The sequence below is a fragment of the Pseudomonas spirodelae genome, from assembly GCF_034653255.1.
GTDB classification, from domain to species: Bacteria; Pseudomonadota; Gammaproteobacteria; order Pseudomonadales; family Pseudomonadaceae; genus Aquipseudomonas; species Aquipseudomonas spirodelae.
The window spans coordinates 292525-308452 of record NZ_JAYEET010000001.1; the positions used below are offsets into that span (position 1 = coordinate 292525).

Here is a 15928-nt window from a genome sequence, read left to right on the forward strand (position 1 = left end):
GACCAGGCTTCGACATACAACTCCCCATCAGGCCAGCAAAAGTCTTAATACGCTGCCGCGGCACCAGCAAGCAATGCGCGCAACACCACAGGTTGCAGAGCCGGATCACCGGCCGTAAGACGACTGCGCCAACGTACTGCGCAGCAGGCAAGCAGAAAACCGAACAGCGCACTGAGTATCACCCAAGGCTCCCTCAACCCTAGCTGATCAGCCAGCACAGCTGCAAAAAATAAACCCAGCAATGGCAGCAAATAAACCAGCAGCGAGCCGCGCACCAGCAAATCCTCGCGCACGCCGATGATGACTGCATCCCCAACACTCAGGTGTAGATTCGACAGCGCACGTACATAACCACGACGCCCACTTACCCCGATCTGGTCAAGCAAGCCCTGGCCGCAACCGGCTTTGACCGAGCAGCTGGAGCAGGTGCTTTTACGCAAGGTTTCGACCCACACAGCGCCCGACTCGACTGCCACGACGCGGCCATGCTCCTCGATCACTGCACCACCTCAGTGGCTGCACGCATTGACAAGGCCACACGCTCAGCGGTCCCCAGCGGTATCTCGCCGACCACCGTGACCATGACATCACCATCGTCCGTTTTCAGCCGGCGCGAAACAGCAGCAGTTGGCCCCAGTTGAGTGCGCATGTCTTCGACGGCCGTACCGCGCAACGGCTCCATAAATACAGAAAAGCGTGCCAGGCCGTCGTCATACACCTGGCAGGCGACCAACTCATCCGATGCCGGGCTGCGACGCTGAGTAACTGAGCTCAGACTAAAACCTGGCGGCAACCAATCCGAGTGCCAGGCCTCAGCAGTGTCAGCCTGCACAGGCGACAACCGCACGGGCCGACAGCCGACGCTCGGTTCTAGGTTAGCAACGGCGGGAGTCTCAGTTTGCAACTGGGTGAATTGAAAACGCTCGAGCAACTGGCCTTTGTCGTTAACCAACAACGATTTCAACGGCAAACCTGTTTGCTGATCAATGTGCAGCTCGATGCCATAACGGTGCTGGTCTCGCGGCACCAGCGCCAATACTCGACTGGCACGCCCCGCCACACGAGCCGCACCCAGCACACGCAGCTCGTACCATTCACTCAATTGCGCAGCATCCAGCCCTCTGGCGGGCCACAACTGGCTGTCAATCAACTGATCGGCCAATGCGCCGCTGGCACATTGCACCTGACCATCGACGCGCACGACCTCCTGAGCTGAACCATCCAGCTGCAGCAACCGCTCACGCGGAGCGCCATCCTCCTCAACACGATGCCAGATACTGTGCGTCGAAAAGCTGCCATTGCGCTCGTATACAAAGGTGCCTTGAAAGCTCTGCGTGCGCTCAGCATCCGCCAAACGCTGCAGTAAGTCCTGCCCCTCATCGGCCACGGCAGGCAATGCCAGCCAACTACCCAGCAACAGGACGCTAAAAGGAATAAAGCGCATGCGACTCCCTAACGAAAACCCTTAACGGGTTTCCAAACTGGCGGCGCGCGCATAAGGCAGCGCACCTTCACTGGTGCTCATGGCCGCTTGTTGCGCATGCTGGCGCAAATAGGACGGCAGGCGCTGCTCATGCCAGCCAGGCTGCCCCTGGCCTACAGCACTGGCCGCTGGACCAACAGGCTCTTCGCTCGTATTAAAACCGGCCAACATGGCCTGACCGCTGACCTGTGGCGTGCTCAGCACCGGCTGACTAGCCTGCTGCGCCATTTGTGCACCGGTGATGTCATCTTGGTTATACAGACGCACGCCAGCCAACACCGCCACGGTAACCGACGCAGCAACCGCCAAACGCCCTACGGTGCGCCAGGCGCCACGCGCTGCTGGCTGGGCAACCGGCGCAGCCTCATCAGCCAAGGCGGCAGACACGGCAGCCGCAATATCCAGGCGCGGCTCAAGCAGCTCTTTGTGCATGACCGCACGCGCAATTTGATAGCGCGACCAGGTTGCACGCAGCTCTGGGTCGTCACTGGCCGCCAGCACTCGCCTTAATTCAAGTTCATCCGCTTGGTTATCCATCACCGCGGACAGCGATTCCTGCAGGGTTTCACGACTCATGGCGGTTCCTCTCTTGGCTGACGCCGCTGCCTTAGGTTTCCTGCAACAACGGCTGCAGGGATCGATCAATGGCCTCACGCGCCCGGAAAATTCGCGAACGCACGGTACCAACTGGACACTGCATGACGCTGGCAATGTCCTCGTAACTCAGACCATCAAATTCACGCAAGGTTAGCGCTGTGCGTAAATCTTCTGGCAACTGCTCAATACTGCGGTGCACCGTGGCCTCGATCTCGTCACGCAAGAGCACGCGCTCCGGCGACTCAATATTTTTGAGGGCGTGATCGCCATCGTAGAACTCGGCATCCTCAGCACTTACATCACTCTCTGGCGGCCGCCGACCGCGCGACACCAAATGATTCTTCGCCGTGTTAATAGCGATGCGGTACAGCCAGGTATAAAACGCACTGTCACCGCGGAAATTACCCAAGGCTCGGTAAGCCTTGATAAAGGCTTCCTGCGCCACATCCTGTGCCTCATGGGTGTCATGCACAAACCGCACAATCAACCCGAGAATCTTGTGTTGGTACTTGAGCACCAATAGATCAAATGCACGCTTGTCGCCGCGCTGAACGCGCTCGACCAGTTGCTGATCATCTTCCTGGGTTAGCATGAAAACTCCTCATTGGGTTTGAAGGAGCGCAAGCCGACCCATTAATCGATCTGCCAAAGTAGACTTGGGCATTGCGCAAAAGTTCTCTCCTTCAAACAAGCTTCCTGCAGATCACTTAAAAGTCCTGCACGGAATAGCGCAGCAAAGGGACTCCGATGCTGCGCTTTTAGTCTGGATCACACACGGGCCAAGCAAAACTGCCGGCCTACTGCAACGCCGCCTGAGACAGGCGAATTAGCAAATAAATAACCGCCTATGGAACCCGAAACACTTAAAAAGTTCCCGAGTAACGCACTTGGTCATAAGCCGGCTATTGTGCAGCCCACCCCCTCTATATACTAGGGGTCGCTTTTCGCGGAATTCAAACATGAGCCAACATTACCAACACGACGTTCTGGTTATCGGGAGTGGCGCAGCCGGCCTGACTCTAGCCCTGACGCTGCCGGCACACCTACGCATTGCAGTGCTCAGCAAAGGTAACCTGTCTAACGGCTCCACCTACTGGGCACAGGGCGGCGTGGCGGCGGTGCTGGACGACACCGACACCATCGAATCGCATGTCGAGGACACCCTCAACGCCGGTGGCGGCCTGTGCCGCGAAGAAGCTGTACGCTTTACCGTCGAGCACAGCCGCGAAGCCATCCAATGGCTGATCGATCAGGGCGTGCCCTTTACCCGCGACGATGAACACGCTCGTGAAGATGGCGGCTTCGAATTCCACTTAACACGTGAAGGCGGCCACAGCCATCGGCGCATCATTCATGCCGCCGATGCCACTGGCGCCGCAATATTCAACACCCTGCTCGAACAGACCAAGCAGCGAAATAATGTCGAACTGCTGGAGCAGCGCGTCGCCGTCGATCTGATCACCGAGCGCAAACTTGGCCTGGAGGGCCAGCGCTGCCTGGGCGCTTACGTGCTCAATCGCACCAGCGGTGAGGTGGACACCTTCAGCGCGCGCTTTGTGATTCTCGCCACTGGCGGCGCGGCCAAGGTCTACTTGTACACCAGCAACCCGGACGGCGCCTGCGGTGATGGCATCGCCATGGCCTGGCGCGCCGGTTGCCGGGTCGGCAACTTGGAATTCAACCAATTCCACCCGACTTGCCTGTACCACCCCAAAGCGAAAAGCTTTCTGGTCACCGAGGCGCTGCGCGGTGAAGGCGCATTACTCAAGCTGCCCAACGGCGAGCGCTTTATGCCGCGCTTCGATGATCGCGCCGAGCTGGCCCCGCGCGATATCGTGGCCCGCGCCATCGACCATGAAATGAAGCGCCTGGGGATTGATTGCGTATTCCTGGATATCAGCCATAAGCCGGCTGACTTTGTGAAATCACACTTCCCTACTGTGTACGAGCGCTGCCTGGATTTCGGCATCGACATCACCCAAGAGCCGATTCCAGTCGTACCGGCCGCGCATTACACCTGCGGCGGCGTGCTGGTTGACCAAAACGGCCACACCGACGTGCCCGGGCTATATGCCATTGGTGAAACCAGCTTTACCGGCCTGCACGGGGCTAACCGCATGGCCAGTAACTCGCTGCTGGAATGCTTCGTCTATGCACGCTCGGCGGCCACAGACATTGTCAGCCAGCTGGCGCAGGTACAAATACCCACAGCCCTACCCAGCTGGGATGCCAGCCAGGTCACCGACTCCGATGAAGACGTGATCATTGCGCACAACTGGGACGAATTACGGCGTTTTATGTGGGACTACGTCGGCATCGTGCGCACCAATAAGCGCCTGCAACGCGCCGAGCACCGGGTGCGTCTGCTGCTCGATGAAATTGACGAGTTTTACAGTAACTACAAGGTCAGCCGCGACCTGATCGAGCTGCGTAACCTGGCCCAGGTGGCCGAGCTGATGATTCGCTCAGCCATGCAGCGCCATGAAAGCCGTGGCCTGCACTACACCTTGGATTACCCGCAGCAGCTGGCCGAAGCCAAAGATACTATTTTGCTGCCGCCCACCTATGGCGACTGAACTTCAACCGCACACGTAAACGCCGGTGCTGCTCACGTGGCAGGCTGTCACGGGCAACGCACAACGAGCGCACGCGGCGCTGCCCGGCCAGGCGAAAGCGCAGCAAGACAATCAGCGGCAACGCCAGGCTATCGGGGTGTATTTCGATGGCCTGCCATCCCTGCGCGGCACTGTAAACCTGCCAGCCATCGTGATTGCAGCGCAGCGCCTGATAGGCACAAGGCTGCGTCAGCAACAGGTGTCGCGGCACAACCCAAGCGGCATGCGCCAGACAGAACAGCACACCCAAGCCCCACGCCCACAGCGGAATATCCACCCAAGCGAGACTGAGCAGCGCAAGCCCCAGGACTAGCGCATAGCCTGCCAGCAGCCAGCGCGAGGGCTGCCACTGGCATTCAAAGGCATCACTTCGGCTGGACACGATCCAGAATCATCCGAACCATGCGCTTAAGATCGGCATCTTCCGGCTCAGCACGCTGCATAAACCAGCCGAACATGTCCTGATCTTCGCATTCGAGCAGCTTGCGATAACGCTCGCGATCATCGGCATCGAGGTGCGGATACACCTCTTTGACAAACGGCACCAACAGCACATCCAACTCCAGCATGCCGCGACGGCTGTGCCAAAAAAGACGATTGAGTTCAACCGAGTCAACCATAGGTCTGCTCCTTGAAAAAATGGCGTGAAACCATTTTTAACGTCGCACAGCGACTGCCCGAAGGGTGGTCGCCATAAATGGCAGACCATAAATAAGGCGCGCAGTATACCGAGGAAACCGCCGCGATTGGCCATGTACAGCATTGAGCAGGGTGATGCACTGCAGCGATGCAGCGGCAAGCGCTGACAAGGCGCAAGGTGCACTCTATGATGAGCACCCTAATTTTTATCCAGCGATACCTAATCCACCATGGCCGACACCGCGTTTTATTGCATCCTCAGCCACGAAGGCATCCTCGCCGTACGCGGCCCGGACGCCAACAAATTCCTCCAGGGCCAAGTCACCTGCAACCTTAACTACCTGAGCGACAGCCACTCCAGCCTCGGTGCGCGCTGCACACCCAAAGGCCGTATGCAGTCGAGCTTTCGCATCGTTATGGTCAGTGACGGCTATTTACTCGCGATGGCCAGCGAGCTGCTTGAAGCGCAGCTCGCCGACCTTAAAAAATACGCCGTATTCAGCAAATCCAAGCTCGCCGATGAAAGCAGCGCGTGGCTGCGTATTGGCCTAAGCGGCGGCAACAAGGCCCTACACAGCCTCGGCCTGGAACTGCCTGACGCCGCCGACAGCGTGGCCCATGCTAATGACATGCTGGCCCTGCGCCTGAGCGATGGCCGCGCCGAGCTGTGGATACCTGCCGCCCAAGCCGAAGCCGTACAGGCGTTGTTGGCCAGCCAACTGCCGGAGGCGCCGATCAACGATTGGCTATTGGCCCAGGTCCGCGCCGGGATTGGTCAGGTCATGGGCAGCACCCGCGAGCTGTTTATTCCGCAGATGCTCAACCTGCAGGCGGTCGGCGGTGTCAGCTTTAAAAAAGGCTGCTACACCGGCCAGGAAATCGTTGCGCGCATGCAATACCTGGGCAAGCTAAAACGCCGCTTGTATCGCCTAGAACTTCAAGACAGCCAAGTGCCGGCACCGGCCACAGAACTGTTTTCGCCCACACATACATCCAGCATCGGTGAAGTCGTGCTGGCCGCGCGCAGCGAAGCAGGTGTCGAACTGCTCGCCGTGCTGCAGGGCGATGCAGTGCTAAATGGCAATATCCACCTAGGCTCTGCCGAAGGCAGCCCGCTAAGCGTGCTTGATTTGCCGTATACACTGGATACAGACCGTGAAATACAGCGCTAATCAGCGCGCACCCGTTCATTACACTTATTTGCCTGACCGCCTAAAGAGAATTGCCCATGAGTAAGCTTGCCGAAAAAGTCCAACAAGAACTGCTCCTGGCTATCGACAGAGATGAACTGGTGCTGCCAACCCTGCCCGAAGTCGCCCTGCGGGTGCGCGAAGCGGCAGAAGACCCTAACGTCGGCATTGCCGAGCTGAGCAAGGTGATCGGTAACGACGCGGCACTGACCGCACGCATCATCAAGGTCGTCAACAGCCCGCTGCTGCGCACCAGTAAAGAAATCACCGACCTGCAGATGGCCGTCGGCCGCCTGGGTATCAACTACACCAGCAACCTGGCCACAGGCCTGGCGATGGAGCAGATGTTCCAGGCCACCAGCGACGTCGTGGACCGCAAGATGCGCGAAGTGTGGAACAAAAGCACCGAAATCGCCGGCATCTGCCACGTACTGTGCAAGCACTACACCCGCCTGATGCCGGACCAGGCCACCCTCGCCGGCCTGGTGCATCAGATCGGCATACTGCCGATCCTCACCTATGCCGAAGAGCACAGCGAACTGCTGGCTGACTCAATCAGCCTCAACCACGTGATTGAGCAGATTCACCCCATCATCGGTGACAAGATCCTGCGCACCTGGGAATTCCCCGAGCAGATCGCCATGGTGCCCAGCCAGCACCTGGACTTCACCCGCGATAGCGCCAAAGTCGACTATGTCGACCTGGTTCAGGTCGCCACCCTACAAAGCTACTTGGGCAGTGAGCACCCCTACACCCAACTGGACTGGAGCCAGATCCCGGCGTTCCGCAAACTGGGCCTAGACCCAAGTCAGAACCTGAATGACGACGAAGACCTGTCGGCTGCCATGGAAGCAGCCATGAGCATGCTTCAGTAACGCGTTAACAAGCCCACACCCGCATGCAACCGAAGCCAACCAGCCGTGCCTCCACCTCGGCAACTGGCATACGGTTCATGCGCACACTGCTGTTATCCGCCCTACTCAGCCTGATAGGCTGTGGCCTCGCTGCGGCGCAATCGGTGCGGCTGACCAACGGCGAATGGCCGCCTTACCTGGGTGAACACCTGCCACACCACGGCGTTGCCTCGCGTATTGTCAGTGAAGCCTTTGCCTTGCAAGGCATCATGGTGGAGTGGGAGTTTCACCCTTGGGCCCGCGCATTGCTAATGGCTAAAAAAGGCCAACGTGCCGGCAGCGCCGTGTGGCTGAATAACAGCGAGCGGGAAGCCAAGTTCTTTGTTAGCGACCCCGTGATGGAAAGCGGTTATTACATCTTCCACCGCAAAGGCTATAGCTTTGACTGGGCCCAGGTAGCTGACCTGCAAAGCCAGCGCATTGTCGGCACCCGCGGCTATGACTACGGCAAAGCCTTTCAGCAGGCCGAAGCCAGCGGGCAACTACGGGTCAACCGGGTGACCAGCGATGAAACCGCGTTTCGCCAGTTACTCGCGGGCCGAGTGGACCTATTCCCGGTCGATAAGGCCGTAGGCTTTGACGTGCTGTATCAGCACTTCAGCGCCGCCGAGCGTGCCCAACTGAGCTTTCACCACACCCCGTTACGCACCGACAGCATGCACCTGCTGCTGTCTCGGCAAGTTCCCGGCAATGCGCAACTGATCAAGCGCTTCAACCTTGGTCTGCAACAGTTGCGCGAAAGCGGAAAAATCGCCCAGTACCTGCTGGAAATCCAGCAACCACTTAGCCTCAGCCCTTAACGCAAGCCTCGCCTGCGGCAAATGCAACGCGAACCAACAAGCCATGGGGCTGGGCTTGATGCAGGCTGATCTCTGCCTGATGTGCACGGCAGATTTCACCGACAATCGCCAAGCCCAAACCGGCTCCCGCGCCCTTATTACTATGCCTATAGAAACGCGCAAACACCCGTTCATGCGCCTCTGCTGGAATACCTGGGCCATCATCCTCGACCTCCAGCACCGCGCTCGGCAGCACCCGCAAAATCACATTGCCGCCGGGCGGCGTATGCGCCAGGGCGTTGTCCAGCAAATTGCACAGCAACTCATTGAGCAAGGTCGGCTCGCCGCTGACCCACACCGGCTGCTCGGCTTCCAACGCCAGGGCGATGCCCCGCGCATGGGCCAGCGGAGCCAGCGCCATTCCTAACTCGCGGGCCAGTTGACTGAGATCCAGACGTTGCGCGCCACCTTCAGCGATTGCCCGCGCGCCACTTTCGATGCGTGCCAGGGAGAGCAATTGATTGGCCAGATGGGTCAATTTGTCGGTGTTTTGCGCCGCTTCCTCCAGCGTACTGCGCCACACCGCCGGCTCTTGTGCGCGCAAGCCCAACTCAACCCGCGCCTTGAGCGCCGCCAAGGGTGTGCGCAGCTCATGGGAAGCATCGGCAATAAATTGCGACTGACGCTCGAACAGGTTGTGCAGCCGATCATTGAAATGGTTTAGCGCATCGATCAACGGGCGCAACTCACGCGGCATGCCGATAGCCGACAACGGTTGCAAATCATCACTGGTGCGCGCTGCCACGCGGCGGCGCAAGGTTTCCAGCGGGCGCAGCGCAGCACTCACCGCCAACCACACCAACAGCAACGCGCTCAGCGACAGCACGCCCATGCGCAGCAGAGTACCGAGCAACAACTCGCGGGCCATGCGCTCGCGTGCGCCCTGGGTTTCCGCCACGCGGATTTCCGCGACACCATTGACTCCTGGCTCGCTGACAGGCTGCAGCAAGCTAACCACCCGCACACCCTGATTACGGAATTCGGCATCGTAGAAACGCGCCAACGCCGGATAATCCTCGGTGCGTTTGGTGCCCGCTGGCGCAGGCGGCAAGTCCTCATAACCGGACACCAGCGCGCCCTGCACATCCAGCACTTGGTAGTAGATGCGCCCAGCGCTGTCATAGGCAAAGGTGTCCAGCGCCACATAGGGCACATTGGCATTCAGCCGCTCGGCGGTGGTGTACAGACCATCGGCAATCGCCCGCGCCGAGGCCAACAAGGTGCGGTCATAGGCGGTATCCGCCGCATGTCGGGCGCTCCAATAGGCGCTCAGGCTGCTGACCAGCAGAATCAGCGCCAATAGCAGCGCCAATCGGCGGATCAACCGCCCGCGCAGGCTGCCTGGCTGGTTATCCACGGACTTTCCGTGCTCAGTCACCGACTGCCTCCAATAGATAACCCAGGCCACGGAAGGTGACGATGCGCACTCCGCCGCCTTCGAGTTTTTTGCGCAGACGGTGCACGTAGATTTCGATGGCATCGCTGCTGGCCTCTTCATCCAGGCCGAACACCTGAGCGGCCAGCTGCTCCTTACTCATCACCCGGCCCGGCCGGGCGATCATCGCTTCCAGCACCGCCTGCTCGCGAGAGGTCAGGGTCAGCAGGCTATCGGCCAGGGTAAAGCGCCGGGTATCCAGGTCATACAGCAGATTGCCGCAGCGCTGCTGGCGTTCGCCACCAAGCACGGTACGTCGCAATAGCGCCTTGACCCGCGCCTCAAGCTCGCTCAGCTCGAAGGGTTTGGCCAGGTAATCATCGGCGCCGAGGTTAAGGCCATGCACGCGGTCCTTGACCTCACCACGGGCGGTGAGCATCAGCACTGGCAGGGTATTGCCGCGCTCGCGCAGGCGCGCGAGTACTTGAAAACCGTCCAGACGCGGCAAGCCGATATCGAGAATCGCCAGGGCGTAATCCTCGCTGCCAAGGGCCAGATCAGCGGCTACGCCGTCATGCAGCATGTCCACGGTCAACCCGTTGCCACGCAGGGCCTGGGCCACACTTTCAGCCAGGGGCAGATGGTCCTCGACCAGCAGGATTCGCACGGTAATAGCACTCCACAGCACTTTTCTTGTGCGCCCAGTGTAACGGCGCAGAGGCCGCTGCGAATGCCCCAGCGACTTTCTTTCAAACTGAAAGCCTGGTGAAAGCTTGACCCCCTAGCATCGGTTTCAGGTGGCTCGACCCACCGACCTGAACGACTGACGCAGTGGTGCGCAGCCGTGACAAAAACAACAATGGAGACCACAGGATGCCGACTGCATCAAATCGGGCACTTTCGCCTGTACACCTGCTCAGCCTGGCCATCAGCACGGCCCTGCTTGCCCCCGCTGCCCACGCCGACTTTGTCGCCGACAGCAAAGCCAGCCTGACCACCACCAATATCTACCTCAATCGCGATTTCCGCGAAGGGCAAAGTCCTGCGCAGAACAAGCGTGAAGAGTGGGGCCAGGCGTTATGGCTCGACGTTCAGTCCGGCTACACCGAAGGCACTGTCGGTTTCGGCCTTGATGCCCTAGGTGTTGTTGGGCTCAAACTCAACTCCGGCGGCGGCACTACCGGCACCGACCTGCTGCCTGTTCAGGACGATGGCGGCACCCCAGACCAGTTCGGTCGCCTGGGCCTGACAGCCAAGATCAAGGTCTCCAATACCGAGCTGCGCTACGGCTCGCACATTCCTGAACTGCCCGTGGTCAAGGCCAGCGACAGCCGCCTGCTGCCGCAAGTATTCGAAGGCGGCCTGCTGACCTCCTCCGAATTCGAAGGTTTGACCTTTACCGGCGGGCGTTTGGACAAAGTGATCGACCGCGCCTCGACCAACTCCGAAGAGCTGATCCTCAACGGCAAGAACAAGCGCTTTGCCGCTGGCATCACCGCTGACCATCTGGATCTGATGGGCCTCGACTACCAGTTCGCCAAGGGCCTCACCGGACGTTACTACTTTGCCGACCTCGACGACATCTACCGTCAGCACTTCTTCGGCCTGCTCGCCAGCCAGCCTCTGGGCAGCGGCAACCTGAGTGCCGATGTACGCCTGATGCTGAGTAAGGACAGCGGCGCGGCGAACGCCGGAAAAGTCGATAACCGCGCCTTCAACGCCATGCTCAGTTACGCCATCAACGGCCACAAACTGGGCCTGGGCTTCCAGGACATGAGCGGCGACACCGGTTACGCCTATATCGATGGCAGCGACCCGTTCCTAGTCAACTTCGTACAGATCAATGACTTCGCCAACGCCGACGAACGCTCCTGGCAGGCCCGTTATGACTACGACTTCGGCAAAGTTGGCGTACCCGGCCTGAGCTTTATGACCCGCTACATCAAAGGCAGCGATGCGCAAATTGCTGGCAGCGACGACACCGGTGGCGAGTGGGAACGCGACATCGAGGTCAAGTACGTGGTGCAGAGCGGCCCGCTGAAAGATGTCTACGTGCGCCTGCGTAACGCCAGCTTCAAATCCGACTTCGCCCGCGATGCGGACGAGAACCGCGTCATCGTCGGCTACACGTTGCCGATCTGGTAAACCACAATAAGAGTTCAGAGGAACACACCATGAAAACTGCCTTTACTCGCATTGCCCTGGCGACCGCTTGCATGGCCTTTGCCGGCCAACTGCTGGCTGCCGAACCGAAGCGCCCAGAATGTATTGCCCCAGCCAAACCCGGCGGCGGCTTCGACCTGACCTGCAAACTGGCGCAGAGCGGCCTGAAAGATGAAGGCCTGCTCAAGTCGCCGATGCGCGTCACCTACATGCCCGGCGGCGTTGGTGCGGTGGCCTATAACGCGGTGATCGCCCAGCGCGCTGATGATCCAGGCACCATCACCGCGTTTTCCAGTGGCTCGCTGCTCAACCTGGCGCAAGGCAAATTCGGCCGTTACGACGAAACCGGTGTGCGCTGGCTGGCCGCCGTCGGCACAGACTACGGCGCCATCACCGTGCGTGCTGACTCGCCCTACCAGAACCTCGATGATCTGGTGCAAGCGCTGAAAAAAGACCCAGGCAGCATCGTTTTCGGCGCTGGCGCCACCATCGGTGGCCAGGACTGGATGCAAACGGCACTGATCGCTCGCCTCGCTGGCATCGACCCAAAAAACCTGCGTTACGTTGCCTTTGAAGGCGGCGGCGAAACCCTCACCGCCATGCTCGGCGGCCATGTACAGGTGACCAGCAGCGGTCTGGGTGAAGTCACCCCGCAACTGGCAGCGAAGAAAGTACGCATCCTCGCCGTGCTGTCCGATGAGCGCCTGCCAGGCAAGCTGGCTGACATCCCGACAGCCAAGGAGCAGGGCTACGACATCAGCTGGCCGGTGATCCGTGGTTTCTACATGGGCCCAGAAGTGACTGACGAGCAGTTCAACTGGTGGAAACAGCAGTTCGACACCCTGCTGGTCAGCGAAGATTTCGCCAAGCTGCGTGAACAGCGCGACCTGCTGCCGTTGTCAGTCACTGGCGACGAGCTGAAAGCCTTGGTCTTCAAGCAAGTTGAGGAATACAAGGCACTGGCTGGAGAGTTCGGCCTAGTTCAGTAACTCGCTACGTAGGATGGGTATCGCTGCGCCCGACCTACGCGGCCCGACCCATCCTACGGTTCCACGCTCTGCCCCCGATTCTCGACTAGGTAATCCGCCATGTACGTTCGCCTGTTCGCCGCGATCTGGCTGTTGTTTTGCGCCGCGCTCGCCGTTATTGCCTGGGGCTTCCAGGCACCCTTCGCCTACGACCCGGTGGGTCCGCGCGCCTATCCCTTGCTGCTGCTGACCCTGATGTCGGCCGGCAGCCTGTGGCTACTGTTCAAGCCAGGTTTGCTCGAGCAAACCTTCAACCGCAAAGCCGCCCTGCGCGCCACGCTCTGCGTGCTGACGCTGCTCGCCTATGCCGTGCTGTTTGAAACCCTTGGCTTTGTCATCAGCACGGCCTTGGCCGCTTTCGCCCTTGGCCTGCTGTTTACCGGCCGCCTGATTCCTTGCGCCATCAGCGCCGTGCTGATGGGCGTGTTGCTGTATGTCCTGTTTGACTACCTGCTGGATGTGCCGCTGCCCCTCGGCCTGTTCGAAGCCTTTGTGGAGAGCTGAAATGGAAACCCTGAACTTCTTGATGCAAGGCTTTGATGTCGCCACCCGCCCGGAAAACCTGTTGATGGCGCTGTTCGGTGCCTTTGTCGGCACCATCGTCGGCATGCTCCCAGGCCTTGGCCCGATCAACGGCGTGGCCTTGCTGCTGCCACTGGCGTTCGCCCTTGGCTTGCCGCCGGAAACCGCACTGATCCTGCTGGCCGCTGTGTACCTGGGCTGTGAATACGGCGGGCGCATTTCCGCCATTTTGCTCAACGTACCGGGTGATGCTGCCGCGGTGATGACCACCTTGGATGGTTACCCCCTGGCGCGCCAGGGCAAGGCTGGTATAGCCCTGTCGCTGTCGGCCGTCAGCTCGTTTATCGGCAGCATCATCGCCACCTGCGGGGTGGTTCTGTTTGCGCCGCTGCTGGCGAAATGGGCGGTGGCTTTTGGTCCTGCCGAGTACTTCGTGCTGATGATCTTCGCCATCGCCTGCCTCGGCGGCATGGTCGGCGACAAACCGATGAAAACCCTGATGGCGGCGTTGATCGGTCTGGCCCTGGCCACGGTCGGCGTCGACTCCACCACCGGCGTATACCGCTTCACCTTCGGCAGCGTCAGCCTGTCCGACGGCATCCAGTTCGTGATCGTGGTCATCGGCTTCTTCAGCGTCAGTGAAGTGCTGTTGATGCTGGAAAAAACCCACAACGGCCAGAAAGCGGTGAAAGCCAGCGGTCGCCTGCTGTTCAACTTCAAAGAGTTCACCTTCACCTTCTGGACCATGGTGCGCAGCGCCGTCGCTGGCTTCGTCATCGGCACCCTGCCCGGTGCCGGCGCAACCATCGCCAGTGCCATGACCTACATGAGCGAAAAGCGCATGGCAGGCAGCACAGGCAAGTTCGGTGAAGGTGACCTGCGCGGCCTCGCGGCGCCAGAAGCGGCTAACAATGCCTCGGCCTGCGGCTCGCTGATCCCGATGCTGACCCTCGGCGTACCCGGCTCGGGCACCACTGCGGTGATGATCGGCGCGCTGACGCTGTACAACATCACCCCTGGCCCGCTGTTGTTTGAACAGCAGCCCGATGTGGTCTGGGGCCTGATTGCCTCGCTGTTTATCGGCAACGTGATTCTGCTGGTGATGAACATTCCGCTGGTTGGCCTGTTCTCACGCATGCTCAGCGTGCCTAACTGGGTATTGGTACCGGCGATCACCGTGATCAGCATGGTCGGCGTCTACGCGGTGCACAGCACCACCTTCGACTTGGTACTGATGATCGGCCTCGGCGTATTCGGCTACATCCTGCGCAAGCTGGACTTCCCGCTGTCGGCCTTGATTCTCGGTTTTGTGCTCGGTGAGTTGATGGAAGACAACCTGCGCCGCGCCCTGTCGATCTCCGCAGGTGATCTGAACATCCTCTGGAGCAGCCCGATCAGCCTGTGCCTGTGGTCACTCACCGCGCTGATGCTGGCCCTGCCAGGCCTGCGCTGGTGGCGTGCACGTCGCACGGCGCAACCGGCCAATGCCTAAGTTACCCATGCTCACCGGCTGGCAAGGCTGGTGGGCCACTCCGCTGGTCGGCCTGGCCGGCGGCGCGCTGGCCAGCCTGATCGGCTGGCCTTTGCCGTGGATCATCGGCTCGCTGCTCGCGGTTATCGCGGCACGCTGCAGCGGCTGGCTGATTACCGAGCTACCGGGCGGGCGCAAGACCGGCCAGTGGCTGGTATCCAGCGCCATCGGCCTGCATTTCACCAGTGAAGTATTCGGCCAGCTCTTCAGCCACTTCGGCGTGATCCTGCTCGGCGCCCTGCTCACCCTGCTGCTGAGCCTGATTGGCATTATCGTGCTGCGCCGCGCCGGCCTCGATCGCGCCACCGCGTTCTTCGCCAGCATGCCGGGCGGCGCCAGTGAGATGGTCAACCTGGCGCAACGGCACAACGCCGAAACCGCCAAGGTGGCCGCCGCCCACAGCCTGCGATTACTGCTGGTGGTATTGCTGATTCCGGCAATCTTCACCTGGAGTCTGCCGCCTATCGAACCACCGGTGCCGGCGCCGGTGAGTTGGCCGTGGTTAGCGCTGCTGTTGCCTGGCGGTGCGCTGATGGCCTGGTTATGGGGGCTTTTGGGCCAACCCAACCCCTGGATGCTTGGCCCGCTGAGCGTTTGCGCCGTGGCCAGCGTTAGTTTTGACCTGCATCTGGGCTTGCCCGACGGCCTTGGCCAGGCGGGACAATGGCTGATTGGCTGCGCATTGGGTTGTCATTTCGACCGCAACTTCTTTCGCAGCGCGCCGGGCTTTCTCGCGCGCATCCTGCTGTTCTGCCTGCTCGCCATGCTCGCCGCCGCCGCATTGGGCCAGGGCCTGGGCTGGCTGGCCGGAGAAAGCCAGAACGCGCTGATGCTCGGCATGATGCCCGGTGGCATCACCGAACTGTGCCTGACCGCCGAAGCCCTGCAACTTTCAGTGGCAATGGTCACCGCCCTGCAGGTGCTGCGGCTGTTTCTGGTGATGTTCCTGGCCGAGCCCTTGTTCAGGCTCTGGCAGCGCCGCTGAAAACGCATTAACGACCACATTTAGCCCGCCTTGTGCGGGCTCTTTTT

At 60.3% G+C, this 15928-nt stretch carries 17 protein-coding genes; 9 read left to right on the forward strand and 8 right to left on the reverse strand.

The features are described 5' to 3' along the window. Positions 1 to 44: 44 nt before the first annotated feature. From SOP97_RS01400 to rpoE, 4 genes are read right to left on the reverse strand one after another with little or no spacing between them, the layout of a single operon-like run. Entirely contained in the window at positions 45 to 500 is a 456-nt protein-coding gene (locus SOP97_RS01400) for a SoxR reducing system RseC family protein (RefSeq protein ID WP_322947830.1), read from the reverse strand. After that, entirely contained in the window at positions 497 to 1444 is a 948-nt protein-coding gene (locus SOP97_RS01405) for a MucB/RseB C-terminal domain-containing protein (protein WP_322947832.1), read from the reverse strand. The genes SOP97_RS01400 and SOP97_RS01405 overlap by 4 nt, the downstream gene beginning before the upstream one ends. A 21-nt stretch (positions 1445 to 1465) precedes the next feature. Then, a complete protein-coding gene (locus tag SOP97_RS01410; RefSeq protein WP_322947834.1) occupies positions 1466 to 2059 on the reverse strand; it encodes a sigma-E factor negative regulatory protein in 594 nt (197 codons plus the stop codon). Between the two features lie 31 nt (positions 2060 to 2090). Further along, positions 2091 to 2672: an RNA polymerase sigma factor RpoE gene (gene rpoE, locus SOP97_RS01415; protein ID WP_274087820.1), complete on the reverse strand. Its 582-nt coding sequence runs from the start codon at positions 2670 to 2672 to the stop codon at positions 2091 to 2093. Positions 2673 to 3039: 367 nt separating this feature from the next. Between rpoE and nadB the strand changes: the two genes are divergently transcribed. Continuing rightward, positions 3040 to 4656, forward strand: coding sequence for an L-aspartate oxidase (gene nadB, locus SOP97_RS01420; protein WP_322947836.1), 1617 nt, complete (start codon positions 3040 to 3042; stop codon positions 4654 to 4656). On the opposite strand, the gene SOP97_RS01425 is transcribed toward nadB, so the two are convergent. Both SOP97_RS01425 and SOP97_RS01430 read right to left on the reverse strand, forming a co-directional pair. Next, positions 4625 to 5077: a protein YgfX gene (locus tag SOP97_RS01425; protein WP_322947838.1), complete on the reverse strand. Its 453-nt coding sequence runs from the start codon at positions 5075 to 5077 to the stop codon at positions 4625 to 4627. The two genes, nadB and SOP97_RS01425, sit on opposite strands and share 32 nt — an antisense overlap. Beyond that, positions 5061 to 5315, reverse strand: a complete 255-nt coding sequence (locus SOP97_RS01430) for an FAD assembly factor SdhE (protein ID WP_274087817.1) — start codon at positions 5313 to 5315, stop codon at positions 5061 to 5063. Before SOP97_RS01430 ends, SOP97_RS01425 begins: the two co-directional genes overlap by 17 nt. 249 nt (positions 5316 to 5564) lie before the next feature. Here SOP97_RS01430 and ygfZ point away from each other — a divergent pair, with 249 nt between their 5' ends. The 3 genes from ygfZ (at position 5565) to SOP97_RS01445 (ending at position 8238) form a co-directional block, all read left to right on the forward strand. Beyond that, on the forward strand, positions 5565 to 6506 hold the full coding sequence (gene ygfZ / locus SOP97_RS01435) for a CAF17-like 4Fe-4S cluster assembly/insertion protein YgfZ (RefSeq protein ID WP_322947840.1): 942 nt from the start codon (positions 5565 to 5567) through the stop codon (positions 6504 to 6506). Between the two features lie 56 nt (positions 6507 to 6562). Beyond that, positions 6563 to 7399 carry an HDOD domain-containing protein gene (locus SOP97_RS01440; RefSeq protein ID WP_274087815.1) on the forward strand — a complete coding sequence of 279 codons (837 nt, stop codon included), beginning with the start codon at positions 6563 to 6565 and terminating at the stop codon, positions 7397 to 7399. Positions 7400 to 7476: 77 nt separating this feature from the next. Further along, positions 7477 to 8238 carry a substrate-binding periplasmic protein gene (locus SOP97_RS01445; protein ID WP_322947842.1) on the forward strand — a complete coding sequence of 254 codons (762 nt, stop codon included), beginning with the start codon at positions 7477 to 7479 and terminating at the stop codon, positions 8236 to 8238. Here the strand turns inward: SOP97_RS01445 and SOP97_RS01450 are convergent. Beyond that, positions 8228 to 9655, reverse strand: a complete 1428-nt coding sequence (locus SOP97_RS01450) for a sensor histidine kinase (protein ID WP_322947844.1) — start codon at positions 9653 to 9655, stop codon at positions 8228 to 8230. The genes SOP97_RS01445 and SOP97_RS01450 overlap by 11 nt on opposite strands. Continuing rightward, complete coding sequence (locus tag SOP97_RS01455; protein WP_322947846.1) at positions 9648 to 10319, reverse strand: response regulator; 672 nt, start codon at positions 10317 to 10319, stop codon at positions 9648 to 9650. The genes SOP97_RS01450 and SOP97_RS01455 overlap by 8 nt, the downstream gene beginning before the upstream one ends. Before the next feature lie 206 nt (positions 10320 to 10525). Here SOP97_RS01455 and SOP97_RS01460 point away from each other — a divergent pair, with 206 nt between their 5' ends. The 5 genes from SOP97_RS01460 (at position 10526) to SOP97_RS01480 (ending at position 15881) form a co-directional block, all read left to right on the forward strand. Beyond that, the gene (locus tag SOP97_RS01460; protein WP_322947848.1) at positions 10526 to 11797 is read left to right on the forward strand and encodes an OprD family porin; all 1272 of its coding nucleotides are present in this window, start codon (positions 10526 to 10528) and stop codon (positions 11795 to 11797) included. Between the two features lie 29 nt (positions 11798 to 11826). Beyond that, positions 11827 to 12804, forward strand: coding sequence for a Bug family tripartite tricarboxylate transporter substrate binding protein (locus SOP97_RS01465; RefSeq protein WP_322947850.1), 978 nt, complete (start codon positions 11827 to 11829; stop codon positions 12802 to 12804). 99 nt (positions 12805 to 12903) lie between these two features. Continuing rightward, the gene (locus SOP97_RS01470; protein ID WP_274087810.1) at positions 12904 to 13347 is read left to right on the forward strand and encodes a tripartite tricarboxylate transporter TctB family protein; all 444 of its coding nucleotides are present in this window, start codon (positions 12904 to 12906) and stop codon (positions 13345 to 13347) included. 1 nt (position 13348) lies between these two features. Then, positions 13349 to 14857: a tripartite tricarboxylate transporter permease gene (locus tag SOP97_RS01475; RefSeq protein WP_322947852.1), complete on the forward strand. Its 1509-nt coding sequence runs from the start codon at positions 13349 to 13351 to the stop codon at positions 14855 to 14857. Continuing rightward, a complete protein-coding gene (locus SOP97_RS01480) occupies positions 14850 to 15881 on the forward strand; it encodes an AbrB family transcriptional regulator (RefSeq protein WP_322947854.1) in 1032 nt (343 codons plus the stop codon). The genes SOP97_RS01475 and SOP97_RS01480 overlap by 8 nt, the downstream gene beginning before the upstream one ends. The last annotated feature ends 47 nt before the right edge of the window (positions 15882 to 15928 follow it).

Coding starts and splice junctions, on each gene's coding strand:
- SOP97_RS01405 (WP_322947832.1), bottom strand. CDS start 1,444: ATGCGCTTTATTCCTTTTAGCGTCCTGTTGCTGGGTAGTTGGCTGGCA.
- SOP97_RS01410 (WP_322947834.1), bottom strand. CDS start 2,059: ATGAGTCGTGAAACCCTGCAGGAATCGCTGTCCGCGGTGATGGATAAC.
- rpoE (WP_274087820.1), bottom strand. CDS start 2,672: ATGCTAACCCAGGAAGATGATCAGCAACTGGTCGAGCGCGTTCAGCGC.
- nadB (WP_322947836.1), top strand. CDS start 3,040: ATGAGCCAACATTACCAACACGACGTTCTGGTTATCGGGAGTGGCGCA.
- SOP97_RS01430 (WP_274087817.1), bottom strand. CDS start 5,315: ATGGTTGACTCGGTTGAACTCAATCGTCTTTTTTGGCACAGCCGTCGC.
- ygfZ (WP_322947840.1), top strand. CDS start 5,565: ATGGCCGACACCGCGTTTTATTGCATCCTCAGCCACGAAGGCATCCTC.
- SOP97_RS01440 (WP_274087815.1), top strand. CDS start 6,563: ATGAGTAAGCTTGCCGAAAAAGTCCAACAAGAACTGCTCCTGGCTATC.
- SOP97_RS01445 (WP_322947842.1), top strand. CDS start 7,477: ATGCGCACACTGCTGTTATCCGCCCTACTCAGCCTGATAGGCTGTGGC.
- SOP97_RS01460 (WP_322947848.1), top strand. CDS start 10,526: ATGCCGACTGCATCAAATCGGGCACTTTCGCCTGTACACCTGCTCAGC.
- SOP97_RS01465 (WP_322947850.1), top strand. CDS start 11,827: ATGAAAACTGCCTTTACTCGCATTGCCCTGGCGACCGCTTGCATGGCC.
- SOP97_RS01470 (WP_274087810.1), top strand. CDS start 12,904: ATGTACGTTCGCCTGTTCGCCGCGATCTGGCTGTTGTTTTGCGCCGCG.
- SOP97_RS01475 (WP_322947852.1), top strand. CDS start 13,349: ATGGAAACCCTGAACTTCTTGATGCAAGGCTTTGATGTCGCCACCCGC.
- SOP97_RS01480 (WP_322947854.1), top strand. CDS start 14,850: ATGCCTAAGTTACCCATGCTCACCGGCTGGCAAGGCTGGTGGGCCACT.